Annotated in this window: 13 protein-coding genes, 1 tRNA gene and 1 other annotated feature; all 14 genes read right to left on the bottom strand. The window is 30.1% G+C overall.

Going from position 1 to position 18,624, the window contains the following annotated elements:
- Positions 1-706: 706 nt before the first annotated feature.
- The 14 genes from murD to spoIIE all read right to left on the bottom strand — a co-directional run bounded on the left by murD (position 707) and on the right by spoIIE (position 18,565).
- Positions 707-2,083, bottom strand: a complete 1,377-nt coding sequence (murD, locus tag OW729_RS17200) for a UDP-N-acetylmuramoyl-L-alanine--D-glutamate ligase (protein ID WP_268062788.1) — start codon at positions 2,081-2,083, stop codon at positions 707-709.
- A gap of 432 nt (positions 2,084-2,515) precedes the next feature.
- Positions 2,516-3,907 carry a glycine--tRNA ligase gene (locus OW729_RS17195; protein WP_268062787.1) on the bottom strand — a complete coding sequence of 464 codons (1,392 nt, stop codon included), beginning with the start codon at positions 3,905-3,907 and terminating at the stop codon, positions 2,516-2,518.
- Positions 3,908-4,149: 242 nt separating this feature from the next.
- Positions 4,150-4,317: a binding site (T-box leader), on the bottom strand.
- A gap of 99 nt (positions 4,318-4,416) precedes the next feature.
- A tRNA-Asn gene (locus OW729_RS17190) sits at positions 4,417-4,491 on the bottom strand.
- A gap of 91 nt (positions 4,492-4,582) precedes the next feature.
- Positions 4,583-6,115: a lysine--tRNA ligase gene (gene lysS / locus OW729_RS17185; RefSeq protein ID WP_268062786.1), complete on the bottom strand. Its 1,533-nt coding sequence runs from the start codon at positions 6,113-6,115 to the stop codon at positions 4,583-4,585.
- Between the two features lie 45 nt (positions 6,116-6,160).
- Positions 6,161-6,640 carry a transcription elongation factor GreA gene (gene greA / locus OW729_RS17180; protein ID WP_268062785.1) on the bottom strand — a complete coding sequence of 160 codons (480 nt, stop codon included), beginning with the start codon at positions 6,638-6,640 and terminating at the stop codon, positions 6,161-6,163.
- Between the two features lie 128 nt (positions 6,641-6,768).
- Positions 6,769-7,602: a hypothetical protein gene (locus tag OW729_RS17175; protein WP_268062784.1), complete on the bottom strand. Its 834-nt coding sequence runs from the start codon at positions 7,600-7,602 to the stop codon at positions 6,769-6,771.
- Positions 7,603-7,685: 83 nt separating this feature from the next.
- A complete protein-coding gene (gene dusB / locus OW729_RS17170) occupies positions 7,686-8,660 on the bottom strand; it encodes a tRNA dihydrouridine synthase DusB (RefSeq protein WP_268062783.1) in 975 nt (324 codons plus the stop codon).
- A gap of 8 nt (positions 8,661-8,668) precedes the next feature.
- Positions 8,669-9,448, bottom strand: a complete 780-nt coding sequence (locus OW729_RS17165) for a type III pantothenate kinase (protein WP_268062782.1) — start codon at positions 9,446-9,448, stop codon at positions 8,669-8,671.
- A gap of 179 nt (positions 9,449-9,627) precedes the next feature.
- Positions 9,628-11,298 carry a formate--tetrahydrofolate ligase gene (locus OW729_RS17160; RefSeq protein WP_268062781.1) on the bottom strand — a complete coding sequence of 557 codons (1,671 nt, stop codon included), beginning with the start codon at positions 11,296-11,298 and terminating at the stop codon, positions 9,628-9,630.
- A 73-nt stretch (positions 11,299-11,371) separates the two neighbouring features.
- Positions 11,372-11,758 carry a thioesterase family protein gene (locus OW729_RS17155; RefSeq protein ID WP_268062780.1) on the bottom strand — a complete coding sequence of 129 codons (387 nt, stop codon included), beginning with the start codon at positions 11,756-11,758 and terminating at the stop codon, positions 11,372-11,374.
- Positions 11,759-11,918: 160 nt separating this feature from the next.
- Positions 11,919-13,847, bottom strand: a complete 1,929-nt coding sequence (gene ftsH / locus OW729_RS17150; RefSeq protein ID WP_268062779.1) for an ATP-dependent zinc metalloprotease FtsH — start codon at positions 13,845-13,847, stop codon at positions 11,919-11,921.
- 86 nt (positions 13,848-13,933) lie between these two features.
- The gene (hpt, locus tag OW729_RS17145) at positions 13,934-14,473 is read right to left on the bottom strand and encodes a hypoxanthine phosphoribosyltransferase (protein WP_268062778.1); all 540 of its coding nucleotides are present in this window, start codon (positions 14,471-14,473) and stop codon (positions 13,934-13,936) included.
- A 4-nt stretch (positions 14,474-14,477) separates the two neighbouring features.
- Positions 14,478-15,863 (bottom strand): tRNA lysidine(34) synthetase TilS, encoded by a 1,386-nt coding sequence (tilS, locus tag OW729_RS17140; RefSeq protein ID WP_268062777.1) that lies wholly within the window; start codon positions 15,861-15,863, stop codon positions 14,478-14,480.
- Between the two features lie 305 nt (positions 15,864-16,168).
- Positions 16,169-18,565: a stage II sporulation protein E gene (spoIIE, locus tag OW729_RS17135; protein WP_268062776.1), complete on the bottom strand. Its 2,397-nt coding sequence runs from the start codon at positions 18,563-18,565 to the stop codon at positions 16,169-16,171.
- Positions 18,566-18,624: the final 59 nt, after the last annotated feature.

The following is an 18,624-nucleotide window of genomic DNA, read 5'->3' as shown; positions in this document are numbered from 1 at the left end:
TGTGTTAGGCACGCCGCCAGCGTTCGTCCTGAGCCAGGATCAAACTCTCAATTTAAAAGTTTAATCTTTACTCAATTCAATTGACTGACTTTATATCAACTTCTGTTTAATTTTCAAAGACCATTTCTTTCACTGCACTCAAGCAGCTTATTTAGTATATCAATTTGTTTCTTTCTTGTCAACAACTTTTTTAAAATTTTCATTTTAATTTTGTTGTCTTGTCGCTACTCTCTTGCGACGACATGGATTATCTTATCACAATTCCTTAATTCATAAAACTGATGAAAGTTTATTATTAATTCTTATATTCTTATTTCTATTTATTTCTCGTTTTTTCTCCATATTTCTTGTATTGACACACAAGGAAGAGTAGACTACGAAACATTATTATGAGAGTCAGATGCTATATACTAGATGCCAGGAAATGAGAATTTTCTTTATTTTGTTAGAAAATCTATAAGTTAAATAAAATAATAAGCCCTTAATGAAAAGCTAATTTTTCATTAAGGGCTTTACTGCTGATCTACACAAAAAGCCAATAAACTTTGCGATCGGTATCTCAATGGAGTTAGTACTTATTTAGTTAAACTTTGAAGTAACAATTACGCCTTTAGTACTTCTTCATGTAATGAAGGTTTAATAGGTAACTACATATATTTAGAAAATCCTATTCCTATGCCGTTACTCATTACTTCATAATATTATTCTATAGTTCATTTACTATTTCTTTAAATTTATTTCCCCTCACCTCAAAGTTAGGAAATAAATCAAAACTGGCACATGCAGGAGACAAAGTCACTATATCTCCTTTTTGAGCTAATTCTTTGGCTTTATACACAGCCTCTTCAAAATCTTCTGTCAAGACTATAGGTAATTTTATTGATTTCTCCTCAATAACTTTGTCAAAAGCTGCTTTTATTTTTTCTTTAGTAATACCTACTAATACTAAAGCTTTTATCTTACTATATCCCTGTTCAGCAAGAGGGTCAAAAGGTATTTTTTTATCATATCCTCCTGCTATTAATATTACTGGTTGACTAAACGCATTTAATCCTGCCAGTGTTCTTGTTGGACTTGAAGCTATGGAATCATTGTAATATCTAACACCATCTATTTCTCTCACAAATTCACATCTATGCTCTACTCCGGTAAAAGTAGTTGCAACTTTTTTCATGCTTTCTATACTTACATCATCAGAAACTGTACAAAAAGCTGCTAATAAATTTTCAACATTATGCATTCCCATTAATTTTATATCCTGTAATTTACAAACTTCTACGCCTCTTAATATAAGCTTATCGTCTTCAAAATAAGCACCATCTTGTATTTTCTCCTTTATGCTAAACTGCATATATCTTCCTTTTGCTTCACTCACCATAGAGTTAGTAAGTCGATTATCTCTATTTAAAACCAATAAATCCTCTTTCGATTGAACTTTAAAAATATTTTTTTTAGCTTCCACATACTCATCCATTCCCTTGTGCATGTCTAGATGATTAGGCGTTATATTTGTTATCAATGCACAATCAATATGAACATTCATTGTCATTAGTTGAAAACTAGATAATTCCAAAACTACTTTATCTTCAACATTCATTTCTTCTATTTTAGAAAACAAGGGATTACCGATATTTCCTCCTACCCAAGTTTTATATCCTTCAATCTTCAACATATTATGAACCAACGTAGTAGTTGTTGTTTTTCCATCACTTCCAGTAACACCAAAAACTTTTCCAGGACAATATTTTACAAACTCCTCCATTTCAGATGTTATATACGTTCCATTTTGTTTAGCTTTAACAAGCGCAGGGTTATCTATTCTCATAGATGGAGTCTTAAATATAACATCAAATCCAACTAGATTATCTAGATAGTTTTCTCCTAGCTCTAAATTTATACCTTTTTTCTTAAAATCTTCTCCTACTTTTCCAAGGCTTTTTTCATCTTTTTTATCAAACGCTGTTACTTTAGCTTCTAATTCATAAAGAAAATTTATTAAAGGAATGTTACTTATCCCTATACCAACTACAGCAACTTTTTTATTTTTTATAAACTTTTTAAAATCCCTAAAATCATTTTTCATTAGAGAAACCTCCAAGTACCCTTTATTATTGTCTTTACTTCTATTTAATTATATCACTTTCTACCTAAACTTAATATATTTAATGTTTTTTACATATAATCATTATTCCAAATTGTTTGAAAATAAAGATTTTGATTTAACTATTGATTATTATGATTTATTTTGATATACTATCAAAGTGTCGTGAAAAATCGATAATTAATTCCCCAAATTTAATTAGACGCATAACATATCCCCATTATAAACCTTATTTAAACACCGGAGTTCCCGGTGTTTTTTTTGATTGATTTATTAAATGATTCTTATAGTAAAGCATAATTTAATTATAGAGTTTTTCTCTATACGTCTTATTATATATAAATATAAAACAAAACGAATGCTAATAGCAAAGAAAATTTGCTATTAGCATTCGTCTTATAATTGTTTATAAATTTAAAACTCTACTTTACTTGCAATGAATTTTTCTAACTCATTTATATTCATTCTCACCTGATCCATAGTATCCCTATCTCTTATTGTAACAGTATTATCTTCTAATGTATCAAAATCAATAGTTATACAGTATGGAGTTCCTATTTCATCTTCTCTTCTATATCTCTTACCTATACTTCCAGATTCATCATAGTCTATATTAAATTTCTTACTTAACTGTGAATAAACTTCTAAAGCTTTATCTGAAAGTTTTTTAGATAAAGGTAATATAGCTGCTTTAAATGGAGCTAATGCTGGATGTAGGCGAAGTACTGTTCTCTTATCTCCATTTTCAAGTTCTTCTTCATCGTAAGCATCTACTAAAAATGCTAAAGCCACTCTATCAGCTCCTAAAGATGGCTCTATAACATATGGTACATATCTCTTATTTGTAGTTGGGTCAAGATATGACATATCTTCTCCTGAATGTTCAATATGTTGTTTTAAATCATAATCCGTTCTATCAGCAATTCCCCATAATTCACCCCATCCAAATGGGAATAGGAATTCAACATCTGATGTCGCCTTACTATAGAATGATAACTCTTCCGCTTCATGATCTCTAAATCTTAAGTTCTTTTCTGTCATACCTAAACCCAATAAGAACTTCCAACAATAATCTTTCCAGTAATGGAACCACTCTAAATCTGTTCCTGGCTCACAGAAAAATTCTAATTCCATTTGTTCAAATTCTCTAGTTCTGAAAGTAAAATTACCTGGAGTAATCTCATTTCTGAATGATTTACCTATTTGTCCTATACCAAATGGAACTTTCTTTCTTGAAGTTCTTTGCACATTTTTAAAGTTTACAAAAATACCTTGAGCAGTTTCTGGTCTTAAATATATTTCTGAAGAAGAATCTTCTGTAACTCCTTGGAAAGTCTTAAACATAAGATTAAATCTTCTTATATTTGTATAATTTTTCTTTCCACATTTAGGACAAACTATATTATTATCATTTATATACTTCATTAACTCTTCACTAGTCCATCCATCAGCACTTACATTGTCAATTCCTTGAGTAGCCATATGTTCTTCTACTATTTTATCTGCTCTAAATCTAGCTTTACATTCTTTACAATCCATTAATGGATCTGAAAATCCACCTACGTGTCCAGAAGCAACCCATACTTCTTTGTTCATCAGTATGCTAGCATCAATTCCTACATTATATGGACTTTCTTGTATAAACTTTCTCCACCAAGCTTTTTTAACATTATTTTTAAATTCAACTCCTAGAGGACCATAATCCCATGAATTCGCAAGTCCTCCATATATTTCTGAACCTTGAAATATAAATCCTCTACCTTTACATAATGAAACTACCTTATCCATTGTCTTTTCAAAAGCCATTATTATTACCTCCTGTAACATTAGTATTTTCTATAAATGGGTTTCTTGGTTTTAAGTGAAACTTTTACTCCATCTGAAATGTATTAACAGAGTTCTAAGGAGTAAAACCTTAGAAGTCGTTATCCTTTAGGAAAAATCGTTATTCAGGATCTAATTGTCCTTTATTCTCATTTAAAAAAAGATGGGAGTATTAGGCTGGTTAGACACCAGATAAAAATGTATAAAAAAAAGACCTCACTACCTAAAGGGACGAAATTTATATTTCCGCGGTTCCACCCTTTTTGGCAATAGCCCTCCTCAATACTAATTACACTCCAAAGCTCCATTCATAATAACCTTTCAGCCGTTTGCACCTACCACGACCTCTCTATAAAAAAGTTATTCTTACTCTTCTTTATCATCATGTATTTTTTATTAAATTATTCTTAAAAATTATTCTATCAAATAAAATCTAATTGTCAAGTATATTGAAAAATTATTTTACTAAAATATAATCCAAAAAATAAAAATGGCTCCGCGGAGAGGACTCGAACCTCCAACCTATCGGTTAACAGCCGAGTGCTCCACCATTGAGCTACCGCGGAACATTGAATACAATAGTTATTATAGCACATTTCATAAAAATTGCAAGCACTTTTATGAAAATAAAAGCACTTGCATCATTATTCTATTATGTTATTTAGTTGGTTTCATTGTTGGGAATAGTATTACATCCCTTATTGAATGAGAGTCAGTTAGGAACATTACAAGCCTATCAATTCCCATTCCCATTCCACCTGTTGGAGGCATTCCTATTTCCAAAGCATTTATGAAATCATCATCCATCATGTATGCCTCATCATCGCCAAGTTCTCTTTCTTTTAATTGCTGAAGGAATCTTTCCTTTTGAACTATAGGATCATTTAATTCTGAATATGCATTACAAAGTTCTCTACCATATACGAACCCTTCAAATCTCTCAGTTAATTCCGCATTTCCTCTCTTCTTCTTAGTAAGAGGTGAATTTTCTACTGGATAATCACATATAAAAGTAGGCTCCATTAATTTCTCTTCTGCATATTCCTCAAAGAAAGCTACTAAGATATCTCCTTTTGTACAGTCCTTAAGTTCTTTCTTTAATTCTACACCTTTTTCTTTACATATTTGTCTAGCTTCTTCATGGCTACTGATTGCATTAAAGTCAACTCCAGCATATTCTTTAACTGCATCTACCATAGTTAATCTTCTCCATGGTGGAGCAAAATCTATTTCTGTACCTTCATATACAACTTTAGTTGTTCCATTAACCTTTTCACAAATATAAGCTACCATGTTTTCAGTAATTTCCATCATATCATTATAGTCAGAATATGCTTCATATAATTCTATAGAAGTAAACTCTGGATTATGTCTTACGTCTATGCCTTCATTTCTGAAGTTTTTGCCTATTTCATATACCTTTTCAAATCCACCTACTATAAGTCTTTTTAGATATAACTCTGGTGCTATTCTTAAATACATATCAACGTCTAATGCATTATGGTGTGTTACAAATGGTTTAGCAGCAGCACCACCAGCTATAGGTGATAATGAAGGTGTTTCGACTTCTATAAAATCCCTATTGTCCAAAAATTCTCTCATAGCTTTTATGATAGCTGTCCTTTTAAGAAGTGTTGCTTTTGCTTCTTGATTCATTACTAAATCTACATATCTTTGTCTGTATCTTAAATCAGGATCTTTTAATCCATGAAACTTTTCTGGAAGTGGTTTTAAAGATTTAGTTAAAAGCTCAAAGTCCTTAATTTGTATAGTAACTTCTTCTGTCTTGGTCTTAAATACAGTACCCGTAATTGATACAAAGTCACCAATATCAAAAGTTTTGTATTGTTTTAACTTTTCTTCCCCTACATTGTCTATCTTTATGTATAACTGCATTTTTCCATATCTATCATGAATATCAGAAAATCCAGCTTTTCCATGTACCCTCTTAGACATAAGTCTACCAGCTATAGTTACATCTTTTCCTTCTAGTTCATCATAATTGTTTCTAACTTCCTCAGAAGTATGAGTTCTCTCTACTTTATATACATCAAAAGGGTCTTTACCTGCTGTTTGTAAATCTTCTAATTTTTGTCTTCTTTCTTTAAGTAAGGCATTCATTTCAGCTTCTTGCTTAGCTTGCATTTTCATTTGTTTTATTTCTTCTTTAGTCAACTGCTTTTCTGCCATTAGTGCATCCCTCCAATTTTGATCTTTAATCTACCACTCTATAGTTTATACTCTAATCTCTAAAATTTCAAATTTACTAACTCCATCTGGAACTGGAACTTCTACAATATCTCCAACCTTTTTGCCTATAAGTGCTTTACCTACAGGTGACTCGTTTGAAATTTTATTTTCCATAGGATCAGCTTCAGCAGAACCTACAATATGAAATTCTATTTCTTCATCAAATTCATAATCCTTCACCTTAGTATGAGAACCAACACTTACTGTTTCTGATGAAATTTCACTTTCATCAACAACATTTGCATTTCTTAGCATATTTTCGAGTTGAATTATTCTTCCTTCAACAAAAGCTTGTTCATTTTTAGCTTCATCATATTCTGAGTTCTCACTTAAGTCTCCATAAGAAAGGGCTACTTTAATTTTTTCAGTTATCTCTTTTCTTTTAACAGTTTTAAGAAACTCTAACTCGTCTTCTAATTTCTTTACACCTTCACTTGTCATAATATATTGTTTTGATTCACTCATTTTCTACTCCCCTTTAATCCATAATTTATTTGAAATACCTTTATTATTTACATCAAACTATTTAAGTAATTATAAATCAGTAAACATCTAATGTCAACATGGTTTCTTCAAAAATTTTCCATGTTATATTATGGCAATAATTTTGCACTTTTAAAGCCTACATTTTTAATAAAAACTTTATTCTCCTCTAAAAATACTTCTATATCTTCAATCTTATTATTAGCAAAAATAGCTCCTAATAATTCTGGTGTTAAATCTAATTCTTCAACTTGCCATGGTGTAGAATAAGATACATCATTAATTATTAAGTTATCATATTTTTTAGGACTATATGTGTTATCTAAATACCATATAGGAGATTCACTTGAAATATTTAATGGTTTAGATGTTATTATAAAATCAGCACTTTTTAACGCAAAATCTATATCGTTAGTAACTACAGGTGAACTGCCAAAATTGGATATTATATAATCACATAATTCCCTTGTTTTTCTTACATTATTTGATAATAATATAAAAAATTTTGATTTCTTAGCTAATTCAAAAACTATATATCTATTTATTTCATCTGCACCATCAAAAACTAATATACAACTATTACTTATACTTTTTTGACGTGTCATTAAAATTAATTGTATACTTTTAACTACACTATAGGCCAATAATTTTTTTTGAAAATCACTATAAAAATAATAATCTAGTTTTCTTATGGTTTTCAACGCCAAACTAGAATTATTACTTCCAAACTTTTTATTTATCTCATATACATTTCTTTGAAATGCACTTTCATGAAAATTTGGAGGAAATTTCACCTTAGAAACAGTGATCCCCAAATCTTTTATTAAATATTCGCCTTCATATCTAGTATATATCTTATCCTTTATTTTACCCCAAAGGTTATTATCACTATATGATTTTTCTAATTCAGTAGTTGCATAAATAACCACACTATTCTTATTCATTATTTACCTACATATTATTGTTTATACATTAATTCTATTATAAATGCATTAAATAAATTACAGTTACTGAGTAAATATACAAATTAAAGGTTACTATTAAATTGGTTTTTATATTCTAATAAAATCTTAATTACCTCTTCGCTTGATTTCTCAGTGTTTATCCTATTTTTTATATCTGTACAATTTTTTATTCCTTTTATGTACCAAGCAATATGCTTTCTCATTTCTCGCACTGCCCTAGTGTCACCATGATATTTAATAGCTAATTTTAAATGTCTCATACACATATCTATCTTTTCTTTTTCGTTAGGATATGTAACTTCTTCATTGTTAAGTGATTGCTTTATTTCCCTGAAAATCCATGGGTTACCCATAGCTCCCCTAGCTACCATAATACCATCGCATTTAGTATCCTCTCTTAAATAGAAGGCATCTTGTGCTGAAAAAACATCCCCATTCCCTATAACAGGTATCTTAACATTTTCTTTTACTTTTCTTATTATATCCCAATCAGCTTTTCCCTCATACATTTGAGCTCGAGTTCTTCCATGAACTGTTATAGCATCTGCTCCAGCATCTTCCATCCTTTTAGCAAACTCTACAGCATTAATATTATTTTCATCAAATCCTTTTCTAAATTTAACAGTTAAAGGTTTTGTTAATTTCTTTTTCATATGCTTTACTATCTCAGCAGCTAATTCAGGTTTTTTCATAAGAGCTGATCCTTCTCCATTTTTAACTATTTTTGGGGCAGGACATCCCATATTTATATCAATTAAGCAAACACCTTCATCTTTATTGAACATTTGGCATACTTCAGCCATAACCTCAGGTTCACTACCAAATAGTTGAACAGCTACAGGTTTTTCTTCTTCGCTAAATCTAAGCATATCTTTTGTTCTATCGCTATCATAATAAAGAGCTTTAGCACTAATCATTTCTGTATATACAAGCCCACATCCCATTTCTTTACATAAACCCCTATAAGATATGTCTGTTACACCGGCCATAGGTGCTAAAAATACATTATTATCAAAAGTTAAACTTCCTATTTTCATATATATACCTACTCTTTATTCTTTTCATATATAATTTTTAGTCCTTCTAATGTTAAAAACGGACTTACTTCATCAATTGTTTCCGAATCTTGAGCAATAAGTTTTGCAAGGCCTCCTGTTGCTACAACAAAAGGTTCCTCTTCCCCTAATTCGATTAACTCTCTTTTCATTTTGGAAACTATATAATCAACTTGCCCAATATATCCATAAACTATACCCGATTGCATACTTGTAACAGTGCTTTTACATATAACTTTTTTAGGTTTTACTAGTTCTATTCTTGGAAGTTTAGCCGCTTTTTCAAACAAAGCATCAGCTGAAATCTTTATTCCTGGACATATTACTCCACCTAGATAGTCCCCTTTTTTAGTTACAGCACAAAATGTAGTTGCTGTACCAAAGTCTATTATAATTAAAGGTCTCTTATATATTTCATGTGCAGCAACTGCATTTACTATTCTATCTGCTCCAACAAATTTAGGATTGTCGTATTTAATATTAATTCCAGTCTTCACTCCTGGTCCTACAACTATAGGATCTATATTGAAATATTTTCTTATCATATGCTCAATGGAATACATGATATTTGGAACCACTGAAGATATTATTACTCCTTTTATATGAGAAGGATTTATATTATTATGTGAAAATAACTTAAGCACTTGAATACCATACTCATCAGATGTTCTTTTAGCATCCGTTCCTATTCTGCACTCCATAATAAGATCATTATCTTTAAAAATCCCTAAAACAATATTTGTGTTCCCCGCATCTAAAACAAAAATCACTGTGACACACTCCTTAATAAAATTATAAGAGCAGTATACAACTGCTCTCATAGCAACTTATATTGCCACCTTAATACCATTTTAATTTTAACAGTTGGTTATAATTTGTCAAGTAAAACTTAACTGTGTATAATTCTATAAATCAAGCTATAAATATTATAAAAAGTATAATCCAGAACTTAGAATAGTCCTATTATAGTGCCATCTTCTAATATATCCATTTTATTTGCAGCTGGTATTTTCGGAAGGCCAGGCATAGTCATAACATCCCCTGTTAAGACAACTATAAAGCCCGCTCCATTAGAAACCCTTACCTCCCTTACATTCATATCAAATCCTGAAGGCTTTCCTAATAACTGTGGATTATCTGAAAGTGAATATTGTGTTTTAGCAACACAAATAGGAAGTTTATCTAGCCCCAAATCTTCAATTTCTTTAATCTGTTTTTCTGCTGCTTTAGTATATGTAACTTTATCAGCTCCATAAATCTCTTTACTTATAACATCCATTTTCTCTTTAATACATAGCTTTTCATCATATAAACATTTAAATTTGCTTTCTTGACTTTCAAGAACATTTAAAACTTTTTCGGCAAGATGAATTCCACCACTACCACCTTTTTCCCACACTTCAGCAAGAGCAACCTCTACACCTAAGTTATTGCAGAAATTTTCTATAAATTCAATTTCTTCTTCACTATCTGTTATAAATTTATTTATAGCAACCACTACAGTTACACCATATTTCTTTATGTTTTCTATTTGTTTTTCTAAATTCTCTATACCTTTAGATAATGCTTCTACACTTGGAACACTAAGTTTTTCTTTTGATACTCCACCATGATGTTTTAGTGCTCTTATAGTTGCAACAATGACTACACAATCAGGTTTTAATCCACCATATCTACATTTTATATCTAAAAACTTCTCAGCTCCTAAATCTGCGCCAAATCCAGCCTCAGTTATAGCATAATCTCCAAGTTTTAATGCCATCTTAGTAGCAAGAATACTATTACATCCATGAGCTATGTTAGCAAAAGGTCCACCATGAATTATTGCTGGAGTATTTTCTAACGTCTGAACTAAATTTGGCTTTATAGCATCCTTCATTAAAAGTGCCATAGCACCTTGAACCCCTAAATCTTTACAATATACAGGCTCTCCATCTAAATTATAAGCCACAAGAATATTTCCCATTCTCTCTTTTAAGTCCATCAAACTATTTGACAAACATAATATAGCCATTATCTCTGAGGCAACAGTTATCATAAATCCATCTTCTCTTAAAAATCCATTTACCTTTCCACCCATTCCCACTACTATATTACGAAGAGCTCTGTCATTCATATCCATAACCCTTTTAAACACTATACGTCTTGCATCAATTTTTAAGTTATTTCCTTGATGTATGTGATTATCTATTGCTGCTCCCAATAAATTATTTGCTGCTGTAATCGCATGCATATCCCCAGTAAAATGTAAATTAATATCTTCCATAGGTACTACTTGAGAATATCCTCCTCCAGCTGCCCCTCCTTTTATTCCAAATACAGGTCCAAGTGAAGGTTCTCTTAAGGCTATAACAGCATTTTTGTTTAATTTACATAAAGCCTGCCCTAATCCAACTGTAACTGTTGACTTTCCTTCTCCTGCTGGAGTTGGGTTTATAGCTGTTACAAGAATTAGCTTACCCTCCTCTTTCTTTGTATCTTTATTTAAAACATCTAAAGATATTTTACATTTATATTTGCCATAAAGCTCAATATCGTCTTCTTGCAATCCTATCTGTGCTGCTATTTCTGTTATTGGCTTCATTTCTGCGCTTTGAGCAATTTCAATATCATTTTTCATATTAATAACACCTCTTTTTAAAAAATTAATAGGAATATATAAGTATATTCCTATTATTATGCCCAACTCAAAACTATTTTTGAATTTTTTTCATAAAATCTTCGTCATTTATTATATATCTAGTATGTGTACCTTCTCCTATTTTACCAACTTCATCATGAGCTTCTACTTCAAAAGTTAATTTTTTACCATCTACTTTTTTTAAATTAGATGTACACTTAACTTTCATTCCAATAGGTGTAGCTTTCATATGTTTAACACAAATTTCTATTCCAACTGTAGAATGTCCCTCTGGCAAACTATCTTTTATACTAGTTTGAGCTGTGTTCTCCATTAGCGCAATCATAGCTGGTGTTGCAAATACATCTGCAAGTCCTGACCCAATGTTCTTGGCAGAATCTTTCTCATTTACAACCATCTCAATTATACCTTTTGTTCCTTCTTGTAAATTAAATTCCATACTACCACCCTTTCACAATTTTTATATTTTTTATATTAATTCTTTACAATAAACTTAATAATAACTAAAACATTCGTATCTAATACTCTTAATTATAATTAAAACCAAGCAAAAAGTATAGGGTGAATTATACTCCCTATACTTTTTATAGCTAATTTTCCTATATTTCGTCTTTGTCAATTACTACTTTATCTTTATCAAGTACTACTTCATCTTTATCAATTACCGCTTCGTCTTTGTCAATTACCACTTCATCTTTGTCAAGTACTATTTTTTCTTTGTTATATGTACCATCAACTATAGCATTAAATTCTTCAGCGCCAATCTTTTCTTTCTCTAAAAGAACTTGTGCTACATCATGGAGTTCTTTTGAATGTTCTCTTAATATATCTTCTGCTCTTTTATAAGCTTCATCTATTAATCTTTTTACTTCTTTATCAATTTCAGACGCAATCTCTTCACTATAATTTTTTGACTTATTTAGATCTCTTCCTAAGAACACTTCATCATGCCCAGTACCAAAAGTTATAGTACCTAATTTTTTACTCATTCCATATTCCATAACCATTTTTCTAGCAACAGAAGAAACTCTTTGTATATCATTAGATGCACCTGTACTTATGTCACCAATTATCATTTGTTCAGCAACTCTTCCTCCTAAAAGTCCTACCATCTCATCTTTTAATTTGGACCTAGAAGTGTATGCTGCGTCTTTTTCCGGAAGATGCATAGTATATCCTCCAGCCATTCCTCTAGGTATTATACTAATCTCATGAACTGGATCAGAATGAGGAGTAAATCTCATTACAATAGCATGCCCTGCTTCATGGTATGCTGTAAGCTTTCTATCTTCTTCAGCCACCACCCTACTTTTCTTCTCTGGTCCTGCTATAACTCTTGTTATCGCTTCTTCTAATTCTTCCATTCCAATTAATTTTTTATTATTTCTAACTGCAAGTAATGCAGCTTCATTCATTAAATTCTCTAAATCTGCACCAACAAATCCAGGGGTTCTCTTAGCTAAGACATCAAGTCTAACCTCATCTGATAAAGGTTTGTTTTTAATGTGTACTTTTAATATCTCTTCTCTACCCTTTACATCTGGAGCCCCTACTAGTATCTGTCTATCAAATCTACCTGGTCTTAAAAGAGCCTTATCTAATATGTCAGGTCTATTTGTAGCTGCTATCATGATGATACCTTCATTGATTCCAAATCCATCCATTTCAACTAACAACTGATTTAATGTTTGTTCCCTTTCATCATGACCTCCACCAAGTCCAGCACCTCTTTGTCTACCTACTGCATCTATTTCATCAATAAATACAATACATGAGTCATTTTTTTTAGCTTGCTCAAACAAATCTCTTACTCTTGAAGCACCGACACCTACAAACATCTCTACAAAATCCGAACCAGATATACTAAAAAACGGAACACCTGCTTCACCTGCAATTGCCTTAGCAAGAAGCGTTTTACCTGTTCCTGGAGGACCAACTAAAAGCACTCCTTTAGGAATTCTCGCTCCCATATCTAAATACCTTTTTGGTTGTTTTAAAAAATCAACTATTTCTTCAAGTTCTGCTTTTTCTTCATCTGCACCTGCTACATCTTTAAATGTTACACTCTGTTTATCAGGAGTAGCCAATTTAGCTCTACTTTTACCAAAATTCATTACTCCTCTATTTCCACCGCCTCCTTGAGACTGCTGCATAAACATAAACCAAAATCCCATTAGCATTAATATTAATATTATTGTTGGTAGCCAATTTACCCATATAGGTACAGATGTTGGCCTATCAAATTTTACAGCTACTTTATGTGGATTATCCTTTACAGTTTCTATTAATAAGTTTTCTGGAATTACCGCTTCAAATTGAGTTTTATTTTTATCGTTTAATTCTCCTATTACTGTTCTTCTGTCTTCTTTAACTTCAATTCTAGATACCTTATTTCCTACCCAATATTCTTGAAATTTGTCATATGAAATTATACTATCACTTTTATTTGTTTCTACTAACGCTAACGCAGCAAGTATAATAAACATAATTCCAATTATCCATACTGTTGCACTTGAAATTTTTTTCACCTTAAGGCCCCCCATCTATTTAGGTTTTCTAATAGTTTTACATTAGATTTTATCATACAGCACATTCCTTTACAATAATGGTATATTTACTTTTTATAAACTTCTTCCTTTAGTATTCCTATGTAAGGTAAGTTTCTATACTTTTCAGCATAATCTAAGCCATATCCAACTAAAAAATAATTTGGAACATTAAATCCTAAGTATTTAACATCTATATCTACTTCTCTTCTTTCTGGCTTATTTAAAAGACATGCTATTTCTATACTTTTAGGGTTTTTAGCTTTAAGATAATTCATAAGATACTTTAAGGTTATTCCTGAATCCACTATATCCTCAACTATCAATACATTCTTATCTTCTATCTCAAAGTCTAAATCCTTAAGTATTCTAACTACTCCCGAACTTTCAGTTGAATTACCATAGCTTGAAACAGCCATAAAATCCATTTTACACGGAATTGTTATATTTTTCATAAGCTCAGCCATAAAAGGAACTGATCCTTTAAGTACTCCTATAAGTATAAGATCCTCACCATCATACTTTTCACTAATTTCTTTTCCTAGTTCATTAATTTTTGCATTAATTTGTTCTTCACTTATTAATACCCTTTCAATATCCTTTTTCATTATTTTATTCCTCTCCCTCAATTTTTATTTGCAAAATATTTTTTGTATTTTCATCTATCTTAAATTTATCACTTACTCTATAATCTACTATCCATGCTATCTCTTCTTTAAAGCAAATAAGAGGAATATTATTTCTTTCATCTTTTGGAATCTTCAAATCCATAAATAAATCTTTTAATTTCTTACTTCCCCTCATTCCCAGTGGAGTAAACTTATCCCCATTCTTCCTATATCTTAATTTTATATCTCCATCTATTTTATCATAATCAAAATACTTAATTAAATTATTTTTTTTTGAATCTAAACATTTTTTATTAGTATAGACCTTTAAACTAATATTTAAATCTAAATCCTCTAAATAATTTTTTTTATTGATTTCTAATGTATATTCTCTATTATTAATTAAATTCACTTCTTTTTTTATATATAGACTTATATCTCCATAATTATTTATAACTTCTATATTATTAGGAAGCATAGCAACTTTGCCTGTAGAATTTTTTTGAATATTTATAATATCATAAATATGAACTTTTTCAAAGTTCCGTAAATCACCCTTGATTTCATTTAAAGACATTCTAATAATCCTAGTCACTATAGCTTCATTTTCTTGAAAAGCTTCTTTATATATTATAACCTTACTTTTTAGTTTTTTACAATATTTCCTATATAACTCAGTTGAAACTTTGTTTATATAATCATTATCTACTCTTATAGTATCTGCCATTCTATTTAAAGCCTCAATTATGTCTTTATTAAAATTCTGTTGAATATATGGAACTAATTCAAGCCTAATTTTATTTCTAGTAAATATATTTTCCAAATTAGTTTTATCAATTCTAGGATTTAATTTATTAACTTCACAGTAACTTTCTATTTCATTTCTACTCACATTTAATATAGGTCTTACGTAAATTTCATCTCGCACAGCCTTAATTCCAACTAAACCCTCTAGCCCTGTTCCCCTCATTATTCTCATTAGCACAGTTTCAGCTTGATCATTAGCATTATGAGCAATAGCTATTTTTTGACCCTCTATGTTATTTAAAATTTCTTCAAAAAATTTATATCTAACTTCCCGTCCAGCCATCTCACAAGAAATACTCTTTTCTTTAGATAACTTATGTACATCTATTTTTTTTACAAAACATTCTATACCTAGTTCATTACAAAACCTCTTTACATACTCTTCGTCTTTATCTGCTTCTTCTCCTCTTAAACAATGATTAATATGTGCTGCAGCAAGTGTAATTCTAAGTTCTTCTTTTAAAGTATATAACACATGTAAAAGACAAATAGAATCTGGTCCTCCAGAAACACCTACTATAACCTTATCTCCTTCCTTAAACATTGCATTTTGTTTTATAGTATTCATAATCTTTTCTATCAATTTTAACACTCCCAAATACAGCTTTATAGCCTTGCAACATTATTTTATTATATCACAGAAGTCATTTTAAATTATTAATTTATTTTAAATACACTTTAGAAAACTATTATAACGTAACATTTTTTAGATTAATAATTCACAGTTATAAGTTTTCTCAGAGGAAATTTTCTTTTAGTATGAGAAAATCTTTAGGTTAAGTAAAATGATAGGATCACAATGAAAACTTATTTTTTCATTGTGATCCTTATCATTATCCTAAACAAAAGAGGTAATGCTGTCACTATTCATTAAATTATAATATTATTCTAATATAAACTATAAACTTTTGAAACTATGGCAGTCATGTCATCTCTAACTTTGCCTCCACTTAATTCCTTAGCTTTATTAATCAGTCCATCAACCAATTCTTTAGGATTATTAGTATTGTTTTTTTGTAAATAATCCACTACCCAATCAATATTACCTGTATTATCTATGTCATAATCCACAACACCATCACTTAACATAATAATAAAATCCCCATTTTTAACTTTCTTGTTTGCTACATCCACATCTACTTTATCCAAAACTCCTATTGGCAAAGTCTTAGACCTTATCACTTCAACTTTTGTGCCAGATTTTATAAAACTACAAACAGATCCTATCTTCATAAAATTCACATCCCCCGAGTACAAATCCACATCACATAAGTCTAATGTTGAAAATTTTTCATCTTGAGGAAATCTTAAAGTCATTATTGTATTGACTGCATCTACGGCTTTAATTTTACTTATTCCCGAATTAATAAACTTTTCTACCATATCAATAGCAGCCTTACTTTCTCTTCCAGCTTCAGGTCCCGAACCCATTCCATCACTTATAATACACATATAATTACCCTGAAGAATCTTACCAAAACTATAACTGTCTCCACTATATTTTTCTCCTTCTTTACATAATTTGTTGGCATAAGATGCGATATAATATTTAGGAGTTTCTTCAAAAGTAATATTACACTCACTTGTTTTTGGATTAATAACACATCCCTCATCGCTAACACACATAAGTTTACCTACAACTTCGTTTATAAAAGGTAATATTTTCTTTACACAAAGTTGAGTACCCCCACAAGCTTTTAAAGTCATCTTTATTACCAATCTGTTATTTTTATTTTCAAAACAGAATATATCATCATATTTAATATTTTGATCTCCCAAAACCTTTCTAAGCTTTTTCTCAATATCCGTGTTTATTTTAATATCACAATTAAACTCTTTCATTATCTCCTTAAAAGAATCAGCCATACTGTTTATTTGTTCAGATAAAATTTTTCTACCTTCACTCTGTCTTTCTCTCCACATTTCCTTTACCATATAATTATTAACAATATCTTCAGTGTTTTTTAGAAGCAATGTCCTCTTTACACATTTTCTTTCTATTTCTTTAGGTATAATCTTTCTTCTTTGCTCTTGACAATTCTGTATAAGTTCTCCAAAAGCAGCATAAGTACAATATATCTCTTTTTTCCAACATGTAGTATTCATACTACAATTGCCACAAACTCTATCAGCAAGATTCTCAATTAATCCACTACTCTTACTCTTCATTAATAATTTGTCATTATCTGATAGTTCCTCAAGAGTATTTGACATACCATATAAAACTTCGGAAAAACTGTCTAACCTATCAACAATTAAACTTTTAATATTAGATGCTATACTTTTATTCAAATACTCTTGCTTTTTTTCCCAGTCCAATTCTAAATTTAACCTGTTGTAAACTTCATTTGGTATGGCAATAAAAGCACCTGAAGCAATTATAACCTCTATAAAATTAAATTCTGATTTTATATTAGAATAGAGTATTAGTATTAGGAATGTTATTATATATGTAACTCCCGTCAACCATTTGCCTATTTCTTTAAAAAGTCCTGAAAAAAATCCGCACAAGCCATAAACACTTACATAAACAAGTATATTATTAGAACACATTCCTGTTATTGCTCCAATGGCAATTCCACTTGTAGCCCCCACCGTACTTCCATTTATATAACTAAGTGTTAATATAAATCCTAGAGCTAAAATATTCATTATAGAAATCTTGGCTATAGTAATTCCCCATGTTCCAGATATAACTAACGCAAATATAATGGACATGCTTATAACTTCTTCGCTACTAAATAGATGTTTTGTCTTAAATTTATTTATGCATATTATAGAGTGTTCAAGAATAAAATATACTGGGATAATGGAAATCATTTGAAGAAATGCAGATAAAAATGCAACTTTAAAAGTTAAACTTCGTATCCAAAATTCACTTGCAATTAACTCAATGAATATAGTACAAAATATAACTAATAGTTTTGTGTTCTTTGACTTTTCTTCTAACATATAGGCTGAAATAGCTATAGTTCCAACTATAATCAAATATCCAGGTAAATTGTTTAATTTATTATATATAGATAAGTATCCAGCTATGGTACCACAAACAGAAATAAAAAAAAACTCCTTTTTATATAGGGAAATAACTATTAAAAATGCTACTCCAAAAGGAGCCATTGAATTTTCTAAATTCAGCATAATTACTCTACTTACTAATAAACATATTAAAAAATAAGCAAAATTATTTAATATACCATACTGCTCAATACTTTTTAAATTTTTTTTATCTTTATTAGTTTTCCTTATCCTTTTGTAAGGAAATATATCTGCTCCGTACTGCATTACAGCTCCCCCCTAAACTCTTTCTATATGATAGTACTTATTATAGCAAAACTTACTGG

The sequence above is a fragment of the Clostridium brassicae genome (genome assembly GCF_026738875.1).
Lineage (GTDB): Bacteria > Bacillota > Clostridia > Clostridiales > Clostridiaceae > Clostridium_H > Clostridium_H brassicae.
The sequence above is the reverse complement of the archived record's forward strand: the minus strand, read 5'-3'. Positions and strand labels throughout refer to the sequence as shown.

Bases quoted from the DNA above. Each gene is read 5' to 3' on its own strand.
- murD (WP_268062788.1), bottom strand. From the start codon at position 2,083: ATGAAAAATGATTTTAGGGATTTTAAAAAGTTTATAAAAAATAAAAAA.
- OW729_RS17195 (WP_268062787.1), bottom strand. From the start codon at position 3,907: ATGGCTTTTGAAAAGACAATGGATAAGGTAGTTTCATTATGTAAAGGT.
- lysS (WP_268062786.1), bottom strand. From the start codon at position 6,115: ATGGCAGAAAAGCAGTTGACTAAAGAAGAAATAAAACAAATGAAAATG.
- greA (WP_268062785.1), bottom strand. From the start codon at position 6,640: ATGAGTGAATCAAAACAATATATTATGACAAGTGAAGGTGTAAAGAAA.
- OW729_RS17175 (WP_268062784.1), bottom strand. From the start codon at position 7,602: ATGAATAAGAATAGTGTGGTTATTTATGCAACTACTGAATTAGAAAAA.
- dusB (WP_268062783.1), bottom strand. From the start codon at position 8,660: ATGAAAATAGGAAGTTTAACTTTTGATAATAATGTATTTTTAGCACCT.
- OW729_RS17160 (WP_268062781.1), bottom strand. From the start codon at position 11,298: ATGAAAAATGATATTGAAATTGCTCAAAGCGCAGAAATGAAGCCAATA.
- OW729_RS17155 (WP_268062780.1), bottom strand. From the start codon at position 11,758: ATGGAATTTAATTTACAAGAAGGAACAAAAGGTATAATTGAGATGGTT.
- hpt (WP_268062778.1), bottom strand. From the start codon at position 14,473: ATGAAAAAGGATATTGAAAGGGTATTAATAAGTGAAGAACAAATTAAT.
- spoIIE (WP_268062776.1), bottom strand. From the start codon at position 18,565: ATGCAGTACGGAGCAGATATATTTCCTTACAAAAGGATAAGGAAAACT.